Raw genomic sequence first — 20,345 nt, 5'->3', positions numbered from 1 at the left:
ATTAAAAAGCATTATTTTTCAGTTGTTTAAAAATTTAATTAGAGAAGGTTTGTTAATATTTTGCGAGGATTTAGATTGCATGCGACATTAGTCTTATACTGTATTGCTATAATTTAATGTTTATAAATAGCAATTAAAAACAACAACTTAAACTTATAAATAAATATCGCACCCACACTTAATTCAAGCTCTGGTATTGTGTATAGTCCATGTTAGTTGAGTGCATATTCAAGAAGGTTTAATAAATACATGACTGCCGTACTAATTTTTGTTGCTTTGAGCTATATAGGGGTGCTGTTTTGGCTCGCAAGTTGGGGCGATAAAACCACGCCTTTGGCTAAGCGTATTAGTCATCACCCTTTTGTGTATGCATTTTCACTGGGTATATATTGTACATCTTGGACCTACTACGGCTCGGTAGGAACTGCAGCCACAAGCAGTTGGAGTTTTTTGCCCATATTACTAGGCCCCGCATTATTATTTTTTTTCGGCCAAGGCTTTTTACGTAAATTAGTTTTAGTGAGTAAAAAGCAAAATATTACTACCATTGCCGACTTTATTTCTGCCCGTTATGGCAAGCGCCAAACCACCGCTATTATGGTGACTTTAATCGCGCTATTAGCGACTATTCCGTATATTGCGCTGCAATTAAAAGCGCTCAGTTCGAGCTTTTTACTGCTGCAAACAAGTAATAAAATATCTGGAGATATAGTCGCCCTGTCGGCAACTTTAATTATGGCGTTATTTGCGATATTTTTTGGCACTCGAAAAGTTGATGTCACTGAATATCGCTCAGGGCTAATGCTTGCTGTAGCGTTTGAATCTCTCATAAAATTAATTGCACTCATGGCTGTAGCTGGGCTGGCTGTGTATTCTTTATTTAACTTACCTGAGTCTTATGCTAACCAAGTAGGCGAGCCTTTGTGGACACACTGGGCCGACTTTGACTTTTTTAGTTTTAACTTTATTGGCCAGTCATTAATGGCTGCGGCGGCTATTATTTGCCTACCGCGTCAGTTTCATGTAACCGTGGTCGACAATCAAGACAAGCGTCATTTATTTACCGCGCGCTGGGCGTTTCCACTGTACTTATTACTTACCGCTGCAATGATTTTTCCAATAGCAACTGCCGCTATTCATCCAGAAATAGGCCGTAGCTTTTCACCCGACAGCTTTGTTTTAGCCCTGCCAATGCTGCACTATAATGCCTTTTTAACCACCTTCGTTTTTATTGGTGGCTTGTCGGCCGCCACTGCTATGATAGTGGTAGCAACACTCACTTTAAGTACTATGATTTCAAACGATGTAGTACTGCCCCTAATACTGCGTCGCAAATTTAAACGTAACTTAATAACCACCAGCTATAGATCGAGAATACTATTAGTACGACGCTTTGCTATTGCCGGTATTTTAACCTTGGCTTATTTTTATCAGCATTGGTTTGGTCACGGAAGTGCATTAGCGAGCATGGGCTTGGTGGCATTTTCGTTAGTAACCCAATTATTACCCGCTATTGTAGGTGGTTTATATTGGCGAAAAGGCCATGCTTATGGCGTTTATGCGGGCTTACTTGCAGGCTTTATATGCTGGGTGCTGTTTTTAATGCTGCCTATTTTAGATGCTGGCAACACGCTAAATAACGATCTACAACAAACCCTTATGACCCGCGGCACGCTGATTGCGTTATTTGCTAACATAGGTTGTTATATTAGCTTTTCGTTAGGGGCTGAGGAGCGATTAATTGATAAAATTCAGGCTGCTGCATTTGTTAACCCAAAAGATCAGACTATTTTATCAAAGCGTTTAAATAAAGATGTTAAAGCCACAGTATACGACTTTAAAATACTGCTACAGACCTTTTTAGGTATTCAGCGCAGCCAGCAAGTATTAGCCAATTATGCCCTAGCCCATCATTTAAGTGACAACAACGCGCACCCCAAACCTGAGTTTATTGCTTATTGCGAACGTGCGTTAACCGGTGTGCTTGGTGCATCGTCGGCTCAGGCATTAGTGCACACTGTATCGTCTGGTAAGCGCATGGCATTTGAAGAAGTGGTTAACTTTTTTGATGAAACCACCCAAGCACTGCAGTTTAACCAAAACTTATTGTTTACCTCGCTTGAAAACTTAAGCCATGGTCTTTCTGTGGTCGACAAAGATTTAAAACTTGTTGCTTGGAATAAACGCTATAGCGAAATGTTTAATTACCCTGAAGGCTTTTTAGAAGTGAGCCAACCGGTAGAAGACATAATACGTTACAACGCAGAGCGTGGTGAATGTGGTCCAGGCGAAATAGAACGTCATGTAGATAAGCGGGTTCGTCATTTAAAAAATGGCACCTCGCATCATTTTATTCGCCACCGCCGCAACGGCCAAGTGTACGAAATGATAGGTAACCCTTTGCCTGATGGCGGCTTTGTTACCAGCTTTTCAGACATAACAACACATATTAATACTCAAAATGCGCTGGAAGAAATTAATATCGATTTAGAAAACCGCATCGAGGCGCGTACTCAAGAAGTACAAACCATTAATAAAGACCTTCAAGCGCAAATAGATAGCCGAGTTCAAACTGAGCAGGCGCTAACTTTAGCCAAACGTGAGGCCGAAAAAGCCAACGACAGTAAAACCCGCTTTTTAGCACTGGCGAGCCACGATATTTTACAACCATTAAATGCCGCGCGATTATACCTTGCCGCCATTGACGAAAAGCAGCTCAATAGCACTAATCAAAATAATCTTGATAAACTAGGAGACAGCCTAGACTCTACCGTGCATTTAATGTCGGCTCTGCTCGAAATAGCCAAGTTAGAACAAGGCGCAATGGCGCCTACGCCCCGCCACTTTTGTATTGACGATATTTTACAACCGCTTAAAAGCGAGTCGAGTATTTTACTCAGTGTAAAAGGGTTATCGTTCAAAGTGCTTTCTAACCAGCAAATAGTACACAGCGATATTACTTATTTACGACGCATTATCCAAAACCTGCTCTCTAATGCAATTAAGTACACACAAAGTGGTAAAGTTTTAATTGCCTGTAGAAACCGTAAACATAGCCTGCGCATAGAAGTATGGGATACAGGACAAGGGATCAGTGAAGCAGAGCAAGCTAAAATTTTTAATGACTTTTACCGGGTCGAGGCTGGCGACAATAAAGGCATAGGCTTAGGTTTAGGAGTAGTAAAAAGAATGGCTGACTTACTCAGCTTACCGCTTGATGTATGCTCAGTGCCCAATAAAGGCAGCCGCTTTAGTATTGAAGTACCTTATGGAGATGCAAAATTTGTACAGCATAAAAATATTGCTAATAGTGTAATGGAAAACCGCGCCGCCATTAATATTGTTGCCGTTGACGACGATCCTGCCAATCTAGCTGCCATGGCAAGCTTACTCAACAAATGGCAAGCCAATTACACCTTATTTGATAACGTTGAACAGGTGCTTGCGCACGCTAATGAGCACAGCGCACCCGATGTGATTTTAATGGATTACCAGTTAGGTAATGATTGCGACGGCATAACACTTATAAAAACCCTGAGAGATATTTGGCAACACCAAGTCCCTGCTATCTTAATAACAGCGGTGCGCGATGAAGAGCTTAAACTAGAAACTAAAGCGGCTAATATTCATTATCTAAGTAAGCCTATTAAACCGGGCAAACTAAAAGCGCTGCTAAATCACAGCACTTAAAGATTATACCCAGCCTGCTAGTAATAGCGGGCTGGGTTTTCCTTTGCTTTATTTTATAAAGGCTTAAGCCAGATTAGCGCGGCTTCTCAGCTTTTGAAACAACCAGCTCAGCCCCACTAAAGATAACCCTAATCCAATAAACGATATCGCTTTTAGTAAACCTGTTAAGTTTGCCATATCGATTAAAAATACTTTTAAAATAACCGCGGCCAATAAGCCTAAACCTACTTTTTGTATTAGTAGCTGATTTTTAAGATGGCCCACTATAACCGTACTTGCTCCTAGTACCAGCCAAATAATAGAATAGCTGTAAAGCTCAGCGTTACCTACCCCCTTAGATAAGTAAATATACGCCCCTTGCCAATATTGACGAATTAAACTGTTAATTGCCAAGAAGGTAAATGCCCCCGCAATTGCGAGAACTATTGCAATTACCTTAGTATTTATAGCTTTGCTATTTATAGTTTTAAGTAACCTTGCTAACCACAAAGTTAACCCTGCAGGTACTAACCATAATAACAATAACCAGTTAAATATTGGCGTTGTACCAATATCTATTGCACTCAATAACGGATTGTCGTCAACTAAGGTTTTTAGTGCAAACACACCAGCTAAGCCCGCCAATGCAAAGCCGCCAATGCGATACAGTTTTGCTAAACTCCCTGCTATTCGCGCGCGATATAAATACACACAACCTAACCCAAGCCAGTTACAAACCAGTAATACTTGCTCGTAAAAACTCAATGAATCAAATTGTGGATAATGCCCTACTAGCTGATAACTGGTTTCGGTGGTAATAAATAATGCCAAGCAATGCAGCGCTGCACCTTCTAGCCATAACTGCATTTTTGATGTGTTAAAACATCTTGCTGCAACATAAAATAGCACCGTACACAGCGGGTACACCACTATACTCCAGTGCAAACCAAAAATAGTAAGAGCCTCGTAACTTGGTGTCCAAGGTGAGAAAGTTAGTCGCAATAATAATGCTGCCACCAGTGCTTTAATAGGCCAATGTGGCATAGGTATGCTGTGGCGTTTGATCAGCAAGCTAATCAATAACACTTGAATAGCCAGCGCTATAGTTAAGCCACTGTCGTTTAATAGCATAGTAATCGCGAGCGTAATATTAGCATTTGCTGCTATCCAGTAGGTAAAACGCTTATACAAACTAGCACTGTGCTGCGCACTTTTTATTAAAACAGCACTACCAACAAGTAATATAACTGCCCAAAGCGGATACGCTGTACTTAACGCTGAATTAGGAATAAGTGCGTATAACGTGGCTATCATTAAAAAGAAACTAAATGCGCCGGTAATATGAAATGCCAAGCGCTTAGGAAACTTACGACCAAAATAAAGGCCATAAGCAGTCAAAGTAAAACCTAGTATTAAACCTAGTCCATATTCTTGTTTAAATATAAACAAGGCATCATCAAAATCAAAAGTTTGCTGGGTACTGACTAAAACGACCAGGGCTATGACTAAACACACAGCTTGCCATAAATCCCAGCGGCTATTTTTTAATACTAAAAACAGCATTAGCACTAAAGTTATTAAGCTAAATATCTGAAACTGCACGTCGAACCTATGCAATAGCATCATCAAAATAAACGGTGCGGTAAACACTAACATTAACGGGTGATCGGGCAGTACATTAATTAAACGCTTTAAGCTGTGCGGTCGAAACTCTATTAGCGCAAACCTTACCCCTAAACGAGGGATAGCTACGAGGCCAATAATACTGGCGACTGCATAAACACCCAGTAACCAAATGGTGCTGCTTTCGAGTAAAACAAAACCCGCTAAGTACCAAAAAACATGCCCAGCCCAGAGTAAATACCACAGCCAAATACGCTGTACTTGGTGCGCCACTATGGCGGCAAATAAACTAACAAAGCCAACATACATAAATAAAGAAAATAAATTAACGCTATTACTACTAACCCAAATAGGCACGCTGTAGGCGCCAATAATGCCCAAAACAGCAAGTAAAGGACCAAACTTAATTGCCATAACGCTTGCACTTAAAGCAATAATCGCCAACAGCACAAATGCAACTGTGGAGCTAAGCATGGCGTAGTTACTGTAAGCTAGTAAGGCTAGCGCAAAGCAAGTAATAAAGCCGCCACTAGCAAGGGCTGCCGGAATATAGTTATTAAACCCTTCAAATATAATGCGTTTATAATGTAAATACCCAGCGGCTGCTATTAAACCAAGGCCAAATAATGCACCTAAACTCAACCGCATAACGGGCGAAAGTAACCCGGCTTCTAAACTGTATTTTGCTAAAAAAATACCGCCAAACGCAAGCGCTATCGCGCCTATCCAGGTCATCCAGTTTTCTTCAAACCCTGCACGTAATTTATTAAATAATATATTTAAAACGCTAGGTTTTTTAGGGAAGGTATTTGTTTTAGCTGTTTTTGTAACTGCAACTTCATTGCCGCTTATAACCGCGGTTTTTACTTGCGCTGAAACGGATGCTGGTGTGCTTACTTGTGGTTGTGGTTGCGTTTGCGGTGGCGCTTGCTTACTAGCAAGCGGTGCTAATTGCTCTTGTTGCTGGAGTAAACTATTTACTTTAGCTGTTAACTGTACAACTTGTTGCCTTAAGCTTTTAAGCTGTGTAAGTGCAATAAACCCGCAAATAGCGCCTGCTATTATCGCTAATATAAATAGCCCAGCTAACCCAATCAACTCATCCATGGAATACTCTTATTATTTTATTTAATGTAAATTAGCGGTATTAAATTACCGTTGTTACCCACCATATACCGATTACAAAAACAGTTAAAGTAATCATGGCTTTAGTTTTATGTTTGCTAATAAGTTGCTCAGCTTTATTACCGGCATAATAAACGACTACCGCTAAAGCAAAATATCGTATAGCACGCGAAATTGCGCTGGCTAATAAAAATAACCCGAGGGAATATTTAGTCGCACCCGCTGCCAGCATGGCTATTTGAAATGGAATAGGCACTATGCCTAGCGTTATTACAAACCAAAAGCCTTGATTGTGCATTTGTTGTTTAACATTTTCAAACTGCTCGGGGCTTGAGAAACTATTAATAACCCAATCGCCAACTGCATCAAATAAGTAATAACCCAGCGCATAACCAAATAACGCCCCCACAATACATCCCAAAGTGGCCATTAAAGCAATAAGCCATAATTTTTCACGACGCGCTTGCATTAAGGGTACTAAAACAGCTTCAAGCGGAATAGGTACTATGGTCGACTCTAAAAACGACGCCACGGTAATGCCACTGAGCATATGTTTAGATTCAATAAAATTACGTGTTTTTTGTTTAAGCTTTTTTTGAATCGCCATAATAACTCCCTTTCATTGTGAATAAAACGCGATTTCAGATGCTTTATCATTACATACTTAAGTTAATCTAGACTGAAAATATAAACCGTTAGTTATAAAACACTTTAATTATTAACAAATTGGTAATAGCTACGGCGATCTTTTATTATTGAGTTATATCATTGAATTTACTTATCACAGTAGTTATTAATTTATGCAAAGTGCGCGTTTTATTCCCTTTAGAAAGCAAGATATTGTTGATATGTGTAGCGAAGAGCTCAATAACAGCACACAACAAACATCGTTTAAACAGTTTTGTGATTTACTAGCTAGCCTTATTCATTACGATTACCATACGGTACTTGAGTCACTTAAAAACAACTACGCCCCTTTTGATCCCAACAGTGACACGCGATCGTTAGCGCCAGTATCGGCAGAACAAAAAGCACAGTGCCAACGTGAGTTTGCTAAAGACTTTGCCAAGGTACTTAACGCCGCTAATTTTGAAGTAATCACCAATGAAGACTTACAAGACGCATTAAACGAAGAATCACTATTTAAGGTGCGCCTTGAAGTTGAATTTGACGACTTTGAAGAAGTGGTATTTTATCGCCGTGGCGAGTCGCAGCTCACTGAAACGATTACCAGCTTTTGGGGCTTGCGTAAAAAGCCGCTGCATTTTACTAATTACGATCGTGTTGCGGTGTTTATTCGCTTTAAAGATAGCGCTTATTTTGAAGCTAAAAACAAAACGCCACTGGGATTTGAGCCAAGCTCAACCATAGTAAAGTTGTTTCAAAATGTGCCTAAGGCCGATCTCGAAATGCTATTTCCTAATAGCGAAGTACGCATGCGCCCTATCGATAAGGTCATTATTGGATCGTCTGCTTTAGTTGGCGGTGCGGTGGTACTTATTACTAAATTGGGCGCATCAATCGTATTATTGCTTGCTCTGTTTGCTTTTTGGGGTGGTTTTAGAAGTGAAGCTGTAGAAATGACCCAACAACACTTTATTACCTTTGCTATCGGTATGGGCGTGTTTGGCAGCTTTATTTTTAAAGAATGGAGTAAGTTTAAAAACCGCAAAATAAAATTTATGAAAGCCCTAAGCGATAACCTCTACTTTAAAAACCTCGATAACAACGCGGGCGTATTTCACACGCTTATTGATGCCGCCGAAGAAGAAGACATAAAAGAAGCCTTGCTGGCGTATACCTTTTTACTAAAATCTGAAAGCGGATTAAGCGCACAAATGCTTGATGAGCAAATAGAGCATTGGTTTAAAAGCAAATACCAGTGCGTTCTTGATTTTGAAATTAGCGACGCGCTTGAAAAGCTGGTACGTATGCGTTTGGTAACGTGTAGTAACGAAATAGAAGGTAATGAAGTGTATAGCGCGCTGAGTTTAGAACACGCAAAAACCATTTTGGATGAGCGCTGGGATAATCTTTTTCAATATAATTAATGTAGTATTTTTACTAAATAATACTCAAAAAGAGCAGCTGTAAATACAGCTGCTCTTTTGATCAAGCTTTAAATAGCGAGTACTTAAGCTAACTCAGCTTTTGCTTTTTTAGTAAATTTAGAATGCACTAACTTATAAAGCGCAGGCAATATTAATAGTGTTAGTAGAGTTGATGAAATAATTCCGCCAACCACTACCGTTGCTAAAGGTTTTTGCACTTCAGAACCCGTCCCCGAATTAAGCGCCATAGGTATAAAGCCTAAACTTGCCACCAGCGCCGTCATCAGTACTGGGCGCAGGCGCTGTAATGCGCCGCTGTGAATTGCATCAAACAAACTTAAACCATCGCTTCGTAACTGCTTAATGAACGACAGCATAACCACGCCGTTTAATACCGCTACACCACTTAGGGCAATAAAGCCGACACCTGCTGAAATTGAAAGCGGCATATCGCGCAGCAATAACGCAAGCACACCACCCGTTAATGCCAGTGGCACGCCACTAAATATAATTAACGAATCTCGAAGCGATCCAAAGGCACTATAAAGTAAACCAAATATAAGCAATAAAGTGACCGGCACAACTAAGGACAATCGTTTACTTGCCGATTGCAATTGCTCAAACGTGCCGCCGTATTCAAGCCAATAGCCGCTTGGTAAATTAAGTTCAGCGCTCATACTTGCTTGCGCATCACTAACAAAGCTTGCTAAATCGCGCCCCTCTACATTAGCGGTTACCACTACATTACGCTTACCACTTTCGCGGTTTATTTGGTTAGGGCCTTTTTCAATACTGATAGTTGCCACTTCGCCTAGCGGCACAAATGCAAGTTCTGGGTTACTATTTTGTGGCAAAGCAACAGGTAAACGGGCAAGTGCTGATACATCACTCGACCAACGTTTATCTAGACGCACCAATAACGAAAAACGTTTATCGCCTTCGTAAATTAGCCCTGTTTGCACCCCACCAACAGCGGCGGCAAGTGTTTGTTGAATATCGTTTACGCTTAAACCTAATAACGCCATGTGGTCGCGCATTGGCGTTACAGAAAGCGTTGGTAGCCCTTCCATTTGCTCTAAACGTACATCGGTAGCACCTGCAATATTACGCATTAAGCCTGTCGCTTTTTCGCCAAACTCTTTAAGTACACTTAAGTCGTCACCGTAAATACGCAGTGCTACATCGGCACGTACACCTGCAATTAACTCGTTAAAGCGCATTTCTATTGGCTGTGTAAATTCGTAATTATTACCGGGCACATCATTAACACGAGTACGAATTTGTTTAACCAACTCTTCTTTAGTTAATTTAGGATTTGGCCATTGCTTTTGAGGTTTTAACATTAAAAAAGTATCGGCTACGTTTGGCGGCATAGGGTCACTTGCTACGTCAGCAGTACCAATTTTTGAAAACACGTTAGCGACTTCGGGTTGCTTTAAAATGGCTTCTTCAAGCTCTTTTTGCATTTGTACCGATTGCTCAATACCGGTGCCAGTAATGCGCAGCGCATGCATAGCAATATCGCCCTCATCTAGTTGCGGTAAAAATTCTGCGCCCATATTTTTAACTTTAAAACCAAGCACTAATACTAATACAGTGGCAATACCCACCATAAGCCACGGTAATTTAAGCGATATACCTAGTAATGGTTTATACACTTTTTTAACGCCGCGCATAACTGCGTTTTCGGTTTCATTAACCTTACCGCGAACAAATACCGCAATAGCAGCAGGTACAAAGGTAATGCCAAATATAAGTGCACCTATTAATGCAGCGACTACGGTAAACGCCATTGGCTGAAACATTTTGCCCTCAACGCCGCTTAGTGCAAATAAAGGCAAGTAAACCAGCATAATAATTACAATACCAAATACAGCCGGTGTAAATACCTCTTTGGTGGCTGCAGTCACTACATTTAAACGCTCGTTTAAGGTAAGTAGCCTGCCATGTTTATGCTGAGCCACACCGAGTTGGCGCAGGCAGTTTTCGACTACAATTACAGCGCCATCAACAATTAAACCAAAGTCGATTGCACCTAGGCTCATTAAGTTACCCGATACGCGATTACCCACCATGCCTGTAATGGCAAACAACATACTTAGCGGAATTACCATTGCCGTAATAAGTGCGCCTGTTACATTCCCCAGTAGTAATAGTAAAATAACTATCACTAAAACAGCACCTTCAAACAGGTTGGTTTGCACCGTTGCTATGGTTTTATCTACAAGCGTAGTACGGTCGTAAACCGCTTCAACAATAACGCCTGCGGGTAAGCTCTTTTGTACATCAACTAACTTATCAGCCATGGCTTTTGCCACTACTCGGCTGTTTTCGCCAATTAGCATCATGGCAGTGCCGAGCACTGTTTCTTCACCGTTATACGTAGCTGCGCCGGTTCTAAGCTCTTTCCCTAAATGCACGTTAGCCACATCTTTAATGCGTACAGGTGCATCATCGCGCTTAGCAATAACGGTATTGGCTATGTCTTCTACCGTTTTAAGTTGCCCTGGCGAGCGTACTAAATATTGCCCATCAAAGCGCTCAATATAGCCAGCACCTCGGTTACTGTTATTAAGTTCCAGTGCGGTAATTACATCGCTAATAGTAAGCTTATAGGCAATGAGTTTTTCGGGCACTGGCGCTACTTGATATTGACGTTCAAAACCACCTTGGCTGTTTATTTCGGTTACGCCTTTTACTTTTAAAAGCTGCGGACGAATAACCCAATCTTGCAAAGTACGTAAGTCTTCGGCGTTGTAAGGCGTGCCATCGTCTTTTAACGCGTTAGGCGCGGCGTGCACACTATAAGTAAATATTTCGCCTAAACCACTGGCAATAGGACCCAGGTTTGGTTCTACGTTATTAGGCAGGTCGGAGCGAATACTTTGAATACGCTCACCAATTTGCTGACGCGCCCAATAAATATCTGTGCCTTCATTAAAAATTACTGTTACTTGCGACAATCCATAACGCGAAAGCGAGCGGGTGTAATCAAGCTTAGGTATGCCCGCCATGGCGGTTTCTACCAAATAGGTAATGCGTTGCTCTACCTCTAATGGCGTAAAGCCCTGTGCTTTGGTATTAATTTGTACTTGCACGTTAGTTATATCGGGTACTGCGTCTACCGCTAAGTTTTGAATGTTGTATACACCAAATCCAGCAAATAAAAATGTGAGCGCAAGCACCAGCATGCGGCGTTTAACCGCAAAAGAAACTATCCAATTAATCATGGTGCCTCCTAGTGAGCGTGGCTTGCGCCGCTTTTTAAAATATCGGCTTTAATTACATAACTATTGTCTGTTACGTATTCGCTACCGGGGCTTAAACCTGTAAGTACTTCTACCCATTCGCTATTTTTTGCACCTAAGGTAACGGGGCGCACTTCAAACATATTACTTTTGCGAACAAACACACTTGGCTTGCCGTTAAACTCTTGAATAGCTTGTGGTTTTACACGCACACTGGCATTTATTTTAGCCACACTTACATCGCTGTTTACGTGCATGCCTGGGCGCCAATGCCCGTCTGGGTTATTAAGCTCTATACGTGCTCGCGCTATGTGTCCACCGGTCATCATTGGTGCTATAAAAAACACTTTGCCTTGTGTGTTTAAATGGTGATGTAAGTCGTACACTTTAGCGCTTTGCCCAATGGCTAGCTTTTCAATATTTTCAGGAAAAGCCGACAGCTCAACCCATACTTTATCAAGGTTAGCTACTTGCATAAGTGCGCTGGTGTTTGCAAGCTCACCACGCTTTAAATATTGCTCGGTTACAACGCCGCTAATTGAGCTTTTAATGGTGTAGTTTTGCAGTGTTTCGCGGTTAGTTACACTAGCAAGCGCCTCGCCTTTTTTAACACTTTGCCCAATACTTACAAAAATATCGCTGATCAATCCTGTATATGGCGCCATTACTTCTACTGTGCCGTGCTGCGTTGGTGCAATAACGCCAAAAAGCGTATCGGTAATATCAACTTCACCACTTTGTGCAAGCTCGGTTTTAATGCCTGCGCGTTCAATAGCTCGCTCTGTTAGCGTGGTTCGTCCTTCGTGTTGCTCGTAGTCGTAGCTAATACTCTCGCCTTTATAATTAGCAGTAACGGCAAGTACAAATGAATGCGGTTCGTTAATTGATTGCGTACTTACGAGGTAGTCGCCCTCAGTTGTGAACTGTATATTTTGCGGGGCTTCAACTAATCGTTTTAAACTCATTGTTATATTTAAATCGTTTATATCAATTGGCTTACTTTGCTTGTAACCGTATATACGCAGCTCAACATTACCGGCAAACTCTTGTAATTTAAGCTCAAGGTTTAACTTAGGATCAGTTAATAAAAAACCACCGTGTGGACCTTGCTTTTGCTCTTGTTGCTCAGTTTCTCCATGCTCTGCTGATGCAAGTACACTGGTGCTTAACACGCTGCCAGCAAGTGAAAGTGATACTAATAATGCAATTATATTTTTATTCATGATTGGTAAGTCTCAATTAAAGATTGGCCAGTTAAACGCTCAAGGGTAAGTAGCACTTGGTACAGCTCTGCGTGGGTTGCAATGAGTGCACGTTTAGAGTCAAAGTGTGCTTGTTGGGCATCGAGCAGCTGCAACACCGAAATTTGCCCGCCTTTATAGCTGTTTAAGCTTTGCTCAATCAATGTTTGTGTCTGAGGAATTATTTGCTTATTTAATAACGTAGCTTGATTTGCTACCCCTTGATAATAAGCATACAGAGTACGTACTTGCTGGCGTAACTGAACTCGCAACTGCCCTTGCTGCTGGTTTAAAAGCGCAAGTTCACTTGCTGCTGCAGCAATATTACCGCTATTAGCATTACTGATTTGCAGTGGCATAGAAAACGAAAACAACAAAGAACTCGAATCACTTTGTTGGTTATAGCGCACACCACCACCAACATTTATATCACTTTGCCCATTGGCTTTTTGCAGCGCTAAGTTAGCCGTTTGCTGTATATATTGCTGCTGTAGTAAGGCAAATTCAGGTGCTAAATTTACCGCATCTAAAAGCGCTTGCTGTGATTTAAGTGGTGTGATGACGTTAATATTGCCCGCTAAAAGTGCACTACTTTGCTCATCAACCCAAAGTTCACTAAGTAATAAACGCGCGCGCTCAAACTCACTTGTTAGCTTTACCTGCTCAAGCTCTACTTGGCTAAGTGCATAACGCATACGACTTACATCGGCTTGCGATACAGCTCCAGCATTCGCTCTTTGCTCAATTGTTTTGAGCGCCTGTGTTACAACGCTTTTTCGCTCACCATTTAATGCCAATAAGGTTTGAAATTTAAGTGCGCTATAATAACGCTCTGCGGTAGTAGCTAATAACGCTAAACGAGTATTTTGATACTGTATAGCCTGCGCTTTAATATTTGCAGTAGCAAAACCTACTCGACTTTGGCGTTTATCGCCCAACTCAATAAGCTGGCTCAGTCCTAAGGTAATTTCAGCGCCTTTTACGCCACGCGCATCATTGGTACCTAACACATTTTCAACTGCAACACTAAGCACAGGGTTTGGTGAAAGTGTGGCTTGAGATTTAAGTGCGCTCAATATTTTTTGATGATAAGGGTAGCGTTTTAATATCGGATTTTGTTGTTCGGTATTACTCAATGCTTGCTTAAGCGTGAGTATGTTTTCACTCGCACTAACTTTAGCCAGCGCATTAAATACCGGCAGCACGCAAAGTAGTGCCACCAGCATAATTGGTTTTTTATTCATATAGCTTGTCCGTTTTTTAACAAACAGAGTTAACTTACAAAATAATTTAAAATTAAAAAGCGCAATATAAATTTGTAAGCAACCTAAATATGCATATAACACAGCCTAAATAGCGTCTAAACGCAGGCAGTAAAATGCACCATATTTTATTAAGGTAAATTAAAACTAGCTAAGATAAATTGGAGGGCGCGACATAGGTGGATAAATTAATCCACAATAGCGTACAGGTAACGCAGGGTTACTCTGCTCAGGACTGATTGAGTGGTTTACTGTGCTGTAATAGCCACTATGACAATGTTGGTGAGCATGAATTTCGGCAGAGGCTTGAGCCTCATTTTGGCTACCATCGGCAGTTATATTACTTTGTAACTGTGCGCTGGTTACGTGATCAACGTCTTCTTGTAAATGATACGCAGCACCATCACAGCTAATAAAGCTGTGTACAAGTACTAAAAGTATCACTATTAAAAAACGCTTTGAATACATTGCCTACCTATTAAATTCAAAAAGTTACATCTCTTTAAAGCTTGAGTATAACGGGAACAAACTTCATAATAAACCTTCTAGTTACTGGAAGGTCAATATGCAAATTAAACAACTCTCGAATTTAGTTAATCTTAACGCAAAAACAATTCGCTATTACGAACAAATAAACCTTATTCCAGCCCCAAAACGTGCTAGTAATGGGTACAGAACCTACACCCAAGCCGATACAGACCGCTTAGTATTTATTTGCCGTTGCCGTGATTTACAAATTCCGATAGACGACATTAAAGCGTTGTTGGCGGCGCAAATACTTGGTGACGGATCGTGCATAAAAGTTGATAGCATTATTGAAAACCAATTAATAAAAGTACGAGCCGCACAAAAAGAGCTTAAAAAGCTCGAGGTATCGTTAGCCAGCTTATTAACTAACTGCACTGCAAATACTATAAACGACTGCCAAATAATAAAAGAATTAAATAGTTAATACGTATAAAAAACCGCTAACCTACAAGGCTAGCGGTTTTTATTAATAGCACTTTAAATTAAGCGACTGCTTTTTCTAAAATTTCACGACTTTGTATTAGCGTGATTGCTTGGTTTTCACCAAGGGCAAGCATGCCATGCACTTCAAGCTTGCCAATAATATTGTCAATGGCTGCAGCTTTATCATCACCATGTTCAGTAAGCTGCGTAGCTACATCAAGGCTATGGTAAAACGCTTCAATTGCTTGAATCGTTAGCTCTGCTAAATCGTCTGATTGTGCAAGGCCAAATACGTTTTTGCCCATTTGCTCAAGTTTTGCTTTTTTAACTGCAAATTGATTGCGTAGTAAAGAAGGCTGAACTATTGCAAGCGAACGCGCATGGTCAACACCGTATGCAGCTGTAAGCTCGTGACCAATCATATGGGTTGCCCAATCTTGCGATACGCCTGAGCCAATCAAACCGTTTAATGCTTGATTCGCTGACCACATAAGATTTGCACGCCATGCGTCATCTTGGTTTTCAAAGTTATCGCAAAGTACTTTAAGTGCTTTAAGTAATGCTTCTGCGTAACCATCTTGTACTAATGCACCTTCAGGTAACGTTAAGTACTGCTCGCAAGTATGCACCCATGCGTCGACTAAACCATTTACAAGTTGACGCTGTGGTAATGTTTTCATTACATCTGGGTCCATAATCGCAAATTTAGGTTGTACTGCTGGCGACATAAACGAAAGCTTTTGCTGTGTCGCAGCTTTGCTTACTACCGAGCCTTGATTAGACTCTGAACCAGTAGCAGGTAATGTAAGTACTGCACCAATTGGTAATGCGCTAGTTACTTTATGCTTACCAGTAGGAATATCCCAACCTTCGCCATCGTATACTGCTGAGGCTGCAATGTATTTAACGCCGTCAATTACTGAGCCGCCGCCAACACCTAGTACAAAATTGATGTCCTGTTCTTTACAGATTTTTACTGCTTGATCTAGTACTTCAATTGTTGGGTTAGCACCAACGCCCGAAAATTCTACCCAATCAAAACCTTCCAGTGCTGCTGCAACTTGGTCGTATACGCCGTTCTTTTTAATTGAACCCCCGCCGTACACAACTAATACCTTTTGATCTTTTGCGATCAAATCAGTTAGTGAGGCTATTTGTTGTTGGCCAAATTGAATTAGTGTTGGATTTACGTAGCTAAATTTCATTATTTTATCCTAGGGTGACGATTAAATATGGTTAAACTTACTTAGTTACTAACTAAGTAAATTTTCAATGAGTGCATATTACGGGCAAAACAAACATAAAAAAAGCCCAATAACGCGCAAAAGCTTGCCTAAAACTATCAACATTGTTATTTTACGTAAAAGTCAGCCATGTAAAGATGCTTTTATGTCCACCATTGCCAATATGTTGCAGCAGTACGCAGAACAAAATCAGTTACTCAGTTTTGAAGGCACGATGGAAACCATTATTACTGGGGTTTATTTTCATCGCGCCAGTAAAAGCTCGCCGCGACAGCCGCTTATTTATAACTCTGGGATTATTGTGGTCGGGCAAGGGCATAAAGTAATTCATTTTACAGATCATAAAATACAATATGGTGCGGGGGATTATTTAGTATTGGGCGTTCCTGTACCGCTAGAGTGCGAAGCCTTTACTGATGGCGACTTACCAGTGCTTGGGATTGCTGTTGATATTAACCCTGCGTTATTGCACAAACTCGTTAACCAAATGACTGAGCATAAACAATTTGCTCTGCCACCAACATGCGGGCAAATGAGTGGCGTGCAATCGGCTAAACTCGATAACGCGATGGAGCTGGTAACTAAGCGTTTATTAACCGTGTTAAATAACCCACTTGAAGCACAAGTATTTGGCGAAGATATAGTAAAAGAATTAGTATACCGTGTACTTTGCGGCCCCCAAGGACATACCTTGTTTGGCCTTGCTATGCACGACGGCCACTATGCACGTATAGCGCGCACACTGTCTATTATGCATAGTAATTATGCCAACCCCATCACAGTAGAAGGGTTAGCAGAGGACGTAAATATGAGCATTTCGTCGTTTCATCGCGCCTTTAAACAAGTGACTTTTGAGTCGCCGTTACAATATTTAAAAAAGCTGCGTTTAGCCAAAGCAAAAGCACTTATAACCGCCAGTGGCAGCAAAGCCAACGAAGCCGCATTAAAAGTAGGCTATACCAGCCCATCGCAATTTAGCCGAGAATTTAAACGCCACTTTAATAAAACACCAAAAGAAATGTTACTCTAAGCAAACCGCTAAAGCTGCGTTTTAGCGGTATTAAAAGCAACCGGATTAACGTATTTACGGTTTATAAAATGGCTAAAAATAAGCGTAAACAACACCGAGCTAATAGTTGCCACTGTATAAACTTGCCAAATTAAAATATCGTATTTTAATAGCAATGCAATGGCGGCAAAAAATATACACCCACCTAATGAGCCAATAATACCGCCGTTTAGTATTTTAAACGCTGAGTCTTTTTTATCACTGATATACGCTATGCTGCCCATTACCGCTAAAATAACCGGAAAAGTAGAAAGCAACCCACTCCATGCCGAGCCAATATGCTCAGAAATAAAGGTAACCAACATAATAAAACTAGTTACTAACACTATTTTTATTGGCAGCTCCCATTTTGAATTTAAAGGCTTTGCATCTATCGCTACTTTTAATTTTGTAGTAGCAAAAGTTAAAGCCAATAAAGTACTAATAGAGAACAAGCACGCTACAAAAATATTAACCGGTAAAAATAATGTCAGTATGCTAAATAAACACCACACACTCAGCGCTATTAACAACGACTTTGCTAAGCCACACTTATACGAAACCGCCATATACACAAAGCAAAATAAACCAATACCACTCATGCCATATAAAGCGCCCACCGCTGAGTTAGCTGCAAACAGTTTTCCTTGCTCTATAGCAATAAAATATGAAATAGGCCCAGAGGTGATTGGCAGGCCAGGAATAATACCGCTTATAAAACTACCAAACTTTTTTTGCGCGTAAGAAATAAAGAGCAGTAATAGCGGGGCAACCATTAATTTAACTAACATGACTAATAATAAAAGATGAGTAATGGCGCAAATTCTACTCACTTAGTTAATACAGTCAATCAATATTGAGTTGAATTTAAATCATCTCATCAGGCGTATTTATCTTTTTATGACTAATTTATAGCTACTTTTTAATAACTTAAAATTATTTACTCAATTGAGAATGAATTGGCATTACAATTAAGCAGCCAAAAAACAAAGGTTGCAGTAATTGGTAATATAATAATTGCACTTTGGTATGTTAAGTTGGTTTTAAATACGTTACAGTCATGTGCAACAATGTAAATATTTAACTTTATACTGAGGTACTAATGAATAAAAATAACATTACACATCTTATTAAGCCCGGCGCTTTAATTGCCCTCACTACCTCTTTGGTTATTGGTTGTGTTAGCCAACAACCAAAAAGCACTGAGCAACAAGCTAACCCATTAGTACCCGCCTCTAAATTTGATTTATCTCAGTGGAAAATTAATGTACCGGTTGATTTAGATAACGACGGTAAAATTGATGAAATAGATGTTAAAGAAATTCAGACTTACTCACATCCTGATTTTTTCTATCTGGATGATAAAGGTTACATGGTATTCACCTCGCCAAACAAAGCACTCACCAGTGCCAATTCTACCAATACACGCAGTGAATTTAGGCAAATGCTCCGCGGAGCAAATACAAAAATAAAAACCAAAAGTCCTAAAAACAATTTTGCTCTTGCTGTACACCCACTATCGGATCGATTTGGCTCTATTGGTGGCAAAATGGAAGCAACGCTAAAAGTAGATCATGTTGCATTACGTGCTACTGATCCAAGTAAAAATGCGGCCTACTCTGTTGTTGTGGGGCAAATTCACGCAGGTAAAGATCAGGCGCTTATTGACACTAAGCTTGGCTATGGCTGGGGTAACGAGCCACTAAAAATATATTATAAAAAGTGGCCTGGACATAAAACGGGATCGGTTTTTTGGAACTACGAGCGTAACCTACCAAAAACAGATCCTAACCGTACTGATATAGCTTATCCTGTTTGGGGTAACACATGGGAAAACCCTAACGAGCCAGGCAATGCTGGTATCGCGTTAGGTGAAGAGTTTAGTTACACAGTAAATGTGTATAAAAATGTGATGCACCTAACATTTAGCACAGCAGGCAAAAACGATGTTAGCTACTCTATTAACTTAGGTAATAACGTAGATGCGTATGGCAACGTAGACGAAAAAGATCACCCGCATGGGTATGCGGCTGATTGGCACTACTTTAAAGCAGGCGCGTATAACCAATGTAGTACCAAAAATGCTAAAGGCATTTGGTATCCGGGCTGTTTAGGTACGGGCGACTGGGCTACAGATAAACAAAACGGTGACTATGCACAAGTGAGCTTTAGTAAACTTGTATTAAGCCCCGCTAGCCCACAATAAAGGTAACTAAATTATTACTGCCCCGCTTGTTTGCCTTATTTAATAAAGTAAACAAGCGAGCGCGTACAATCAACTTTTCTTAAATAAAACCTCAGGGTTAACCATGGTTTTCATTTCGAGTACGTTACCGTTAGGATCTTCTATAAAAAATGTTTCTTGTTCAAACTCATCTCCTATAAAACGGCGATATGGCTTATCTAAATACTCCAAGCCCGCGCTTTCAATACGTTGTTTTAACGCATTAAATTCGTTTTCAGATAAATGAATGCCAAAATGTGGTACGGCAACTGCGCCCATATCAACATCATGGCGAACTGTAGGTAGGCGCTCAACACTTTGGTGCAGTGTTAACTCGTTACCCCAAAAATCAATATCTATCCAGCGTCCTTGCTCGCTATTTCCGGTTTTACAGCCAAGTACATCGCAATAAAAAGTTTTAGCTATATTTAAATCACCAGCCGGAATAGCCAGATGTAAACAGTTAGACATAAATTACCCTTGATAATAGCTTTTAATAAATTAAACAGTCAGCATTATACATGCTTTGTAATTTATAGAACATTAACGAGTATATTTTAGCATTTACAGCCCTTACAACTATTAGGCTAATAAAATGATTAAATTCTGACACCTACTATTTTTGGCAATTAGCTATTATTAGTTATGCTATAAAATTC

At 40.4% G+C, this 20,345-nt stretch carries 14 protein-coding genes; 5 read left to right on the top strand and 9 right to left on the bottom strand.

Annotated elements, in window-relative coordinates:
• Positions 1-249: 249 nt before the first annotated feature.
• Positions 250-3,690: a PAS-domain containing protein gene (locus tag RB215_RS03065; RefSeq protein WP_309216861.1), complete on the top strand. Its 3,441-nt coding sequence runs from the start codon at positions 250-252 to the stop codon at positions 3,688-3,690.
• Positions 3,691-3,753: 63 nt separating this feature from the next.
• On the opposite strand, the gene RB215_RS03060 is transcribed toward RB215_RS03065, so the two are convergent.
• Together RB215_RS03060 and RB215_RS03055 are read right to left on the bottom strand one after the other, a co-directional pair.
• Complete coding sequence (locus tag RB215_RS03060; protein WP_309216860.1) at positions 3,754-6,399, bottom strand: DUF2339 domain-containing protein; 2,646 nt, start codon at positions 6,397-6,399, stop codon at positions 3,754-3,756.
• A 40-nt stretch (positions 6,400-6,439) separates the two neighbouring features.
• Positions 6,440-7,024 (bottom strand): VTT domain-containing protein, encoded by a 585-nt coding sequence (locus RB215_RS03055; RefSeq protein ID WP_309216859.1) that lies wholly within the window; start codon positions 7,022-7,024, stop codon positions 6,440-6,442.
• A gap of 193 nt (positions 7,025-7,217) precedes the next feature.
• On the opposite strand from RB215_RS03055, the gene RB215_RS03050 reads away from it, so the two are divergent.
• Positions 7,218-8,468: a TMEM143 family protein gene (locus RB215_RS03050; protein ID WP_024605789.1), complete on the top strand. Its 1,251-nt coding sequence runs from the start codon at positions 7,218-7,220 to the stop codon at positions 8,466-8,468.
• A gap of 83 nt (positions 8,469-8,551) precedes the next feature.
• On the opposite strand, the gene RB215_RS03045 is transcribed toward RB215_RS03050, so the two are convergent.
• The 4 genes from RB215_RS03045 to RB215_RS03030 all read right to left on the bottom strand — a co-directional run bounded on the left by RB215_RS03045 (position 8,552) and on the right by RB215_RS03030 (position 14,687).
• Complete coding sequence (locus RB215_RS03045; protein ID WP_309216858.1) at positions 8,552-11,698, bottom strand: CusA/CzcA family heavy metal efflux RND transporter; 3,147 nt, start codon at positions 11,696-11,698, stop codon at positions 8,552-8,554.
• 8 nt (positions 11,699-11,706) lie between these two features.
• On the bottom strand, positions 11,707-12,939 hold the full coding sequence (locus RB215_RS03040; RefSeq protein WP_309216857.1) for an efflux RND transporter periplasmic adaptor subunit: 1,233 nt from the start codon (positions 12,937-12,939) through the stop codon (positions 11,707-11,709).
• On the bottom strand, positions 12,936-14,201 hold the full coding sequence (locus tag RB215_RS03035; protein WP_024605792.1) for a TolC family protein: 1,266 nt from the start codon (positions 14,199-14,201) through the stop codon (positions 12,936-12,938). The genes RB215_RS03040 and RB215_RS03035 overlap by 4 nt, the downstream gene beginning before the upstream one ends.
• 165 nt (positions 14,202-14,366) lie before the next feature.
• Complete coding sequence (locus RB215_RS03030; RefSeq protein ID WP_309216856.1) at positions 14,367-14,687, bottom strand: hypothetical protein; 321 nt, start codon at positions 14,685-14,687, stop codon at positions 14,367-14,369.
• A 97-nt stretch (positions 14,688-14,784) separates the two neighbouring features.
• On the opposite strand from RB215_RS03030, the gene RB215_RS03025 reads away from it, so the two are divergent.
• On the top strand, positions 14,785-15,171 hold the full coding sequence (locus RB215_RS03025; RefSeq protein WP_309216855.1) for a MerR family transcriptional regulator: 387 nt from the start codon (positions 14,785-14,787) through the stop codon (positions 15,169-15,171).
• Positions 15,172-15,229: 58 nt separating this feature from the next.
• On the opposite strand, the gene RB215_RS03020 is transcribed toward RB215_RS03025, so the two are convergent.
• On the bottom strand, positions 15,230-16,375 hold the full coding sequence (locus RB215_RS03020; protein ID WP_309216854.1) for an iron-containing alcohol dehydrogenase: 1,146 nt from the start codon (positions 16,373-16,375) through the stop codon (positions 15,230-15,232).
• A gap of 184 nt (positions 16,376-16,559) precedes the next feature.
• On the opposite strand from RB215_RS03020, the gene RB215_RS03015 reads away from it, so the two are divergent.
• Complete coding sequence (locus RB215_RS03015) at positions 16,560-17,444, top strand: AraC family transcriptional regulator (protein ID WP_041454651.1); 885 nt, start codon at positions 16,560-16,562, stop codon at positions 17,442-17,444.
• Positions 17,445-17,452: 8 nt separating this feature from the next.
• Here RB215_RS03015 and RB215_RS03010 read toward each other — a convergent pair whose 3' ends face one another.
• Positions 17,453-18,253, bottom strand: coding sequence for a hypothetical protein (locus tag RB215_RS03010; RefSeq protein WP_050754469.1), 801 nt, complete (start codon positions 18,251-18,253; stop codon positions 17,453-17,455).
• Positions 18,254-18,564: 311 nt separating this feature from the next.
• Here RB215_RS03010 and RB215_RS03005 point away from each other — a divergent pair, with 311 nt between their 5' ends.
• On the top strand, positions 18,565-19,668 hold the full coding sequence (locus RB215_RS03005; protein ID WP_208834652.1) for a polysaccharide lyase family 7 protein: 1,104 nt from the start codon (positions 18,565-18,567) through the stop codon (positions 19,666-19,668).
• Between the two features lie 69 nt (positions 19,669-19,737).
• Here the strand turns inward: RB215_RS03005 and RB215_RS03000 are convergent, their stop codons facing one another.
• Entirely contained in the window at positions 19,738-20,157 is a 420-nt protein-coding gene (locus tag RB215_RS03000; protein WP_011327270.1) for a VOC family protein, read from the bottom strand.
• Between the last annotated feature and the right edge of the window lie 188 nt (positions 20,158-20,345).

This window comes from Pseudoalteromonas sp. HL-AS2 (genome assembly GCF_031198805.1).
Taxonomy (GTDB): Bacteria; Pseudomonadota; Gammaproteobacteria; order Enterobacterales; family Alteromonadaceae; genus Pseudoalteromonas; species Pseudoalteromonas nigrifaciens.
This window is presented reverse-complemented; position numbering and strand designations above follow the sequence as displayed.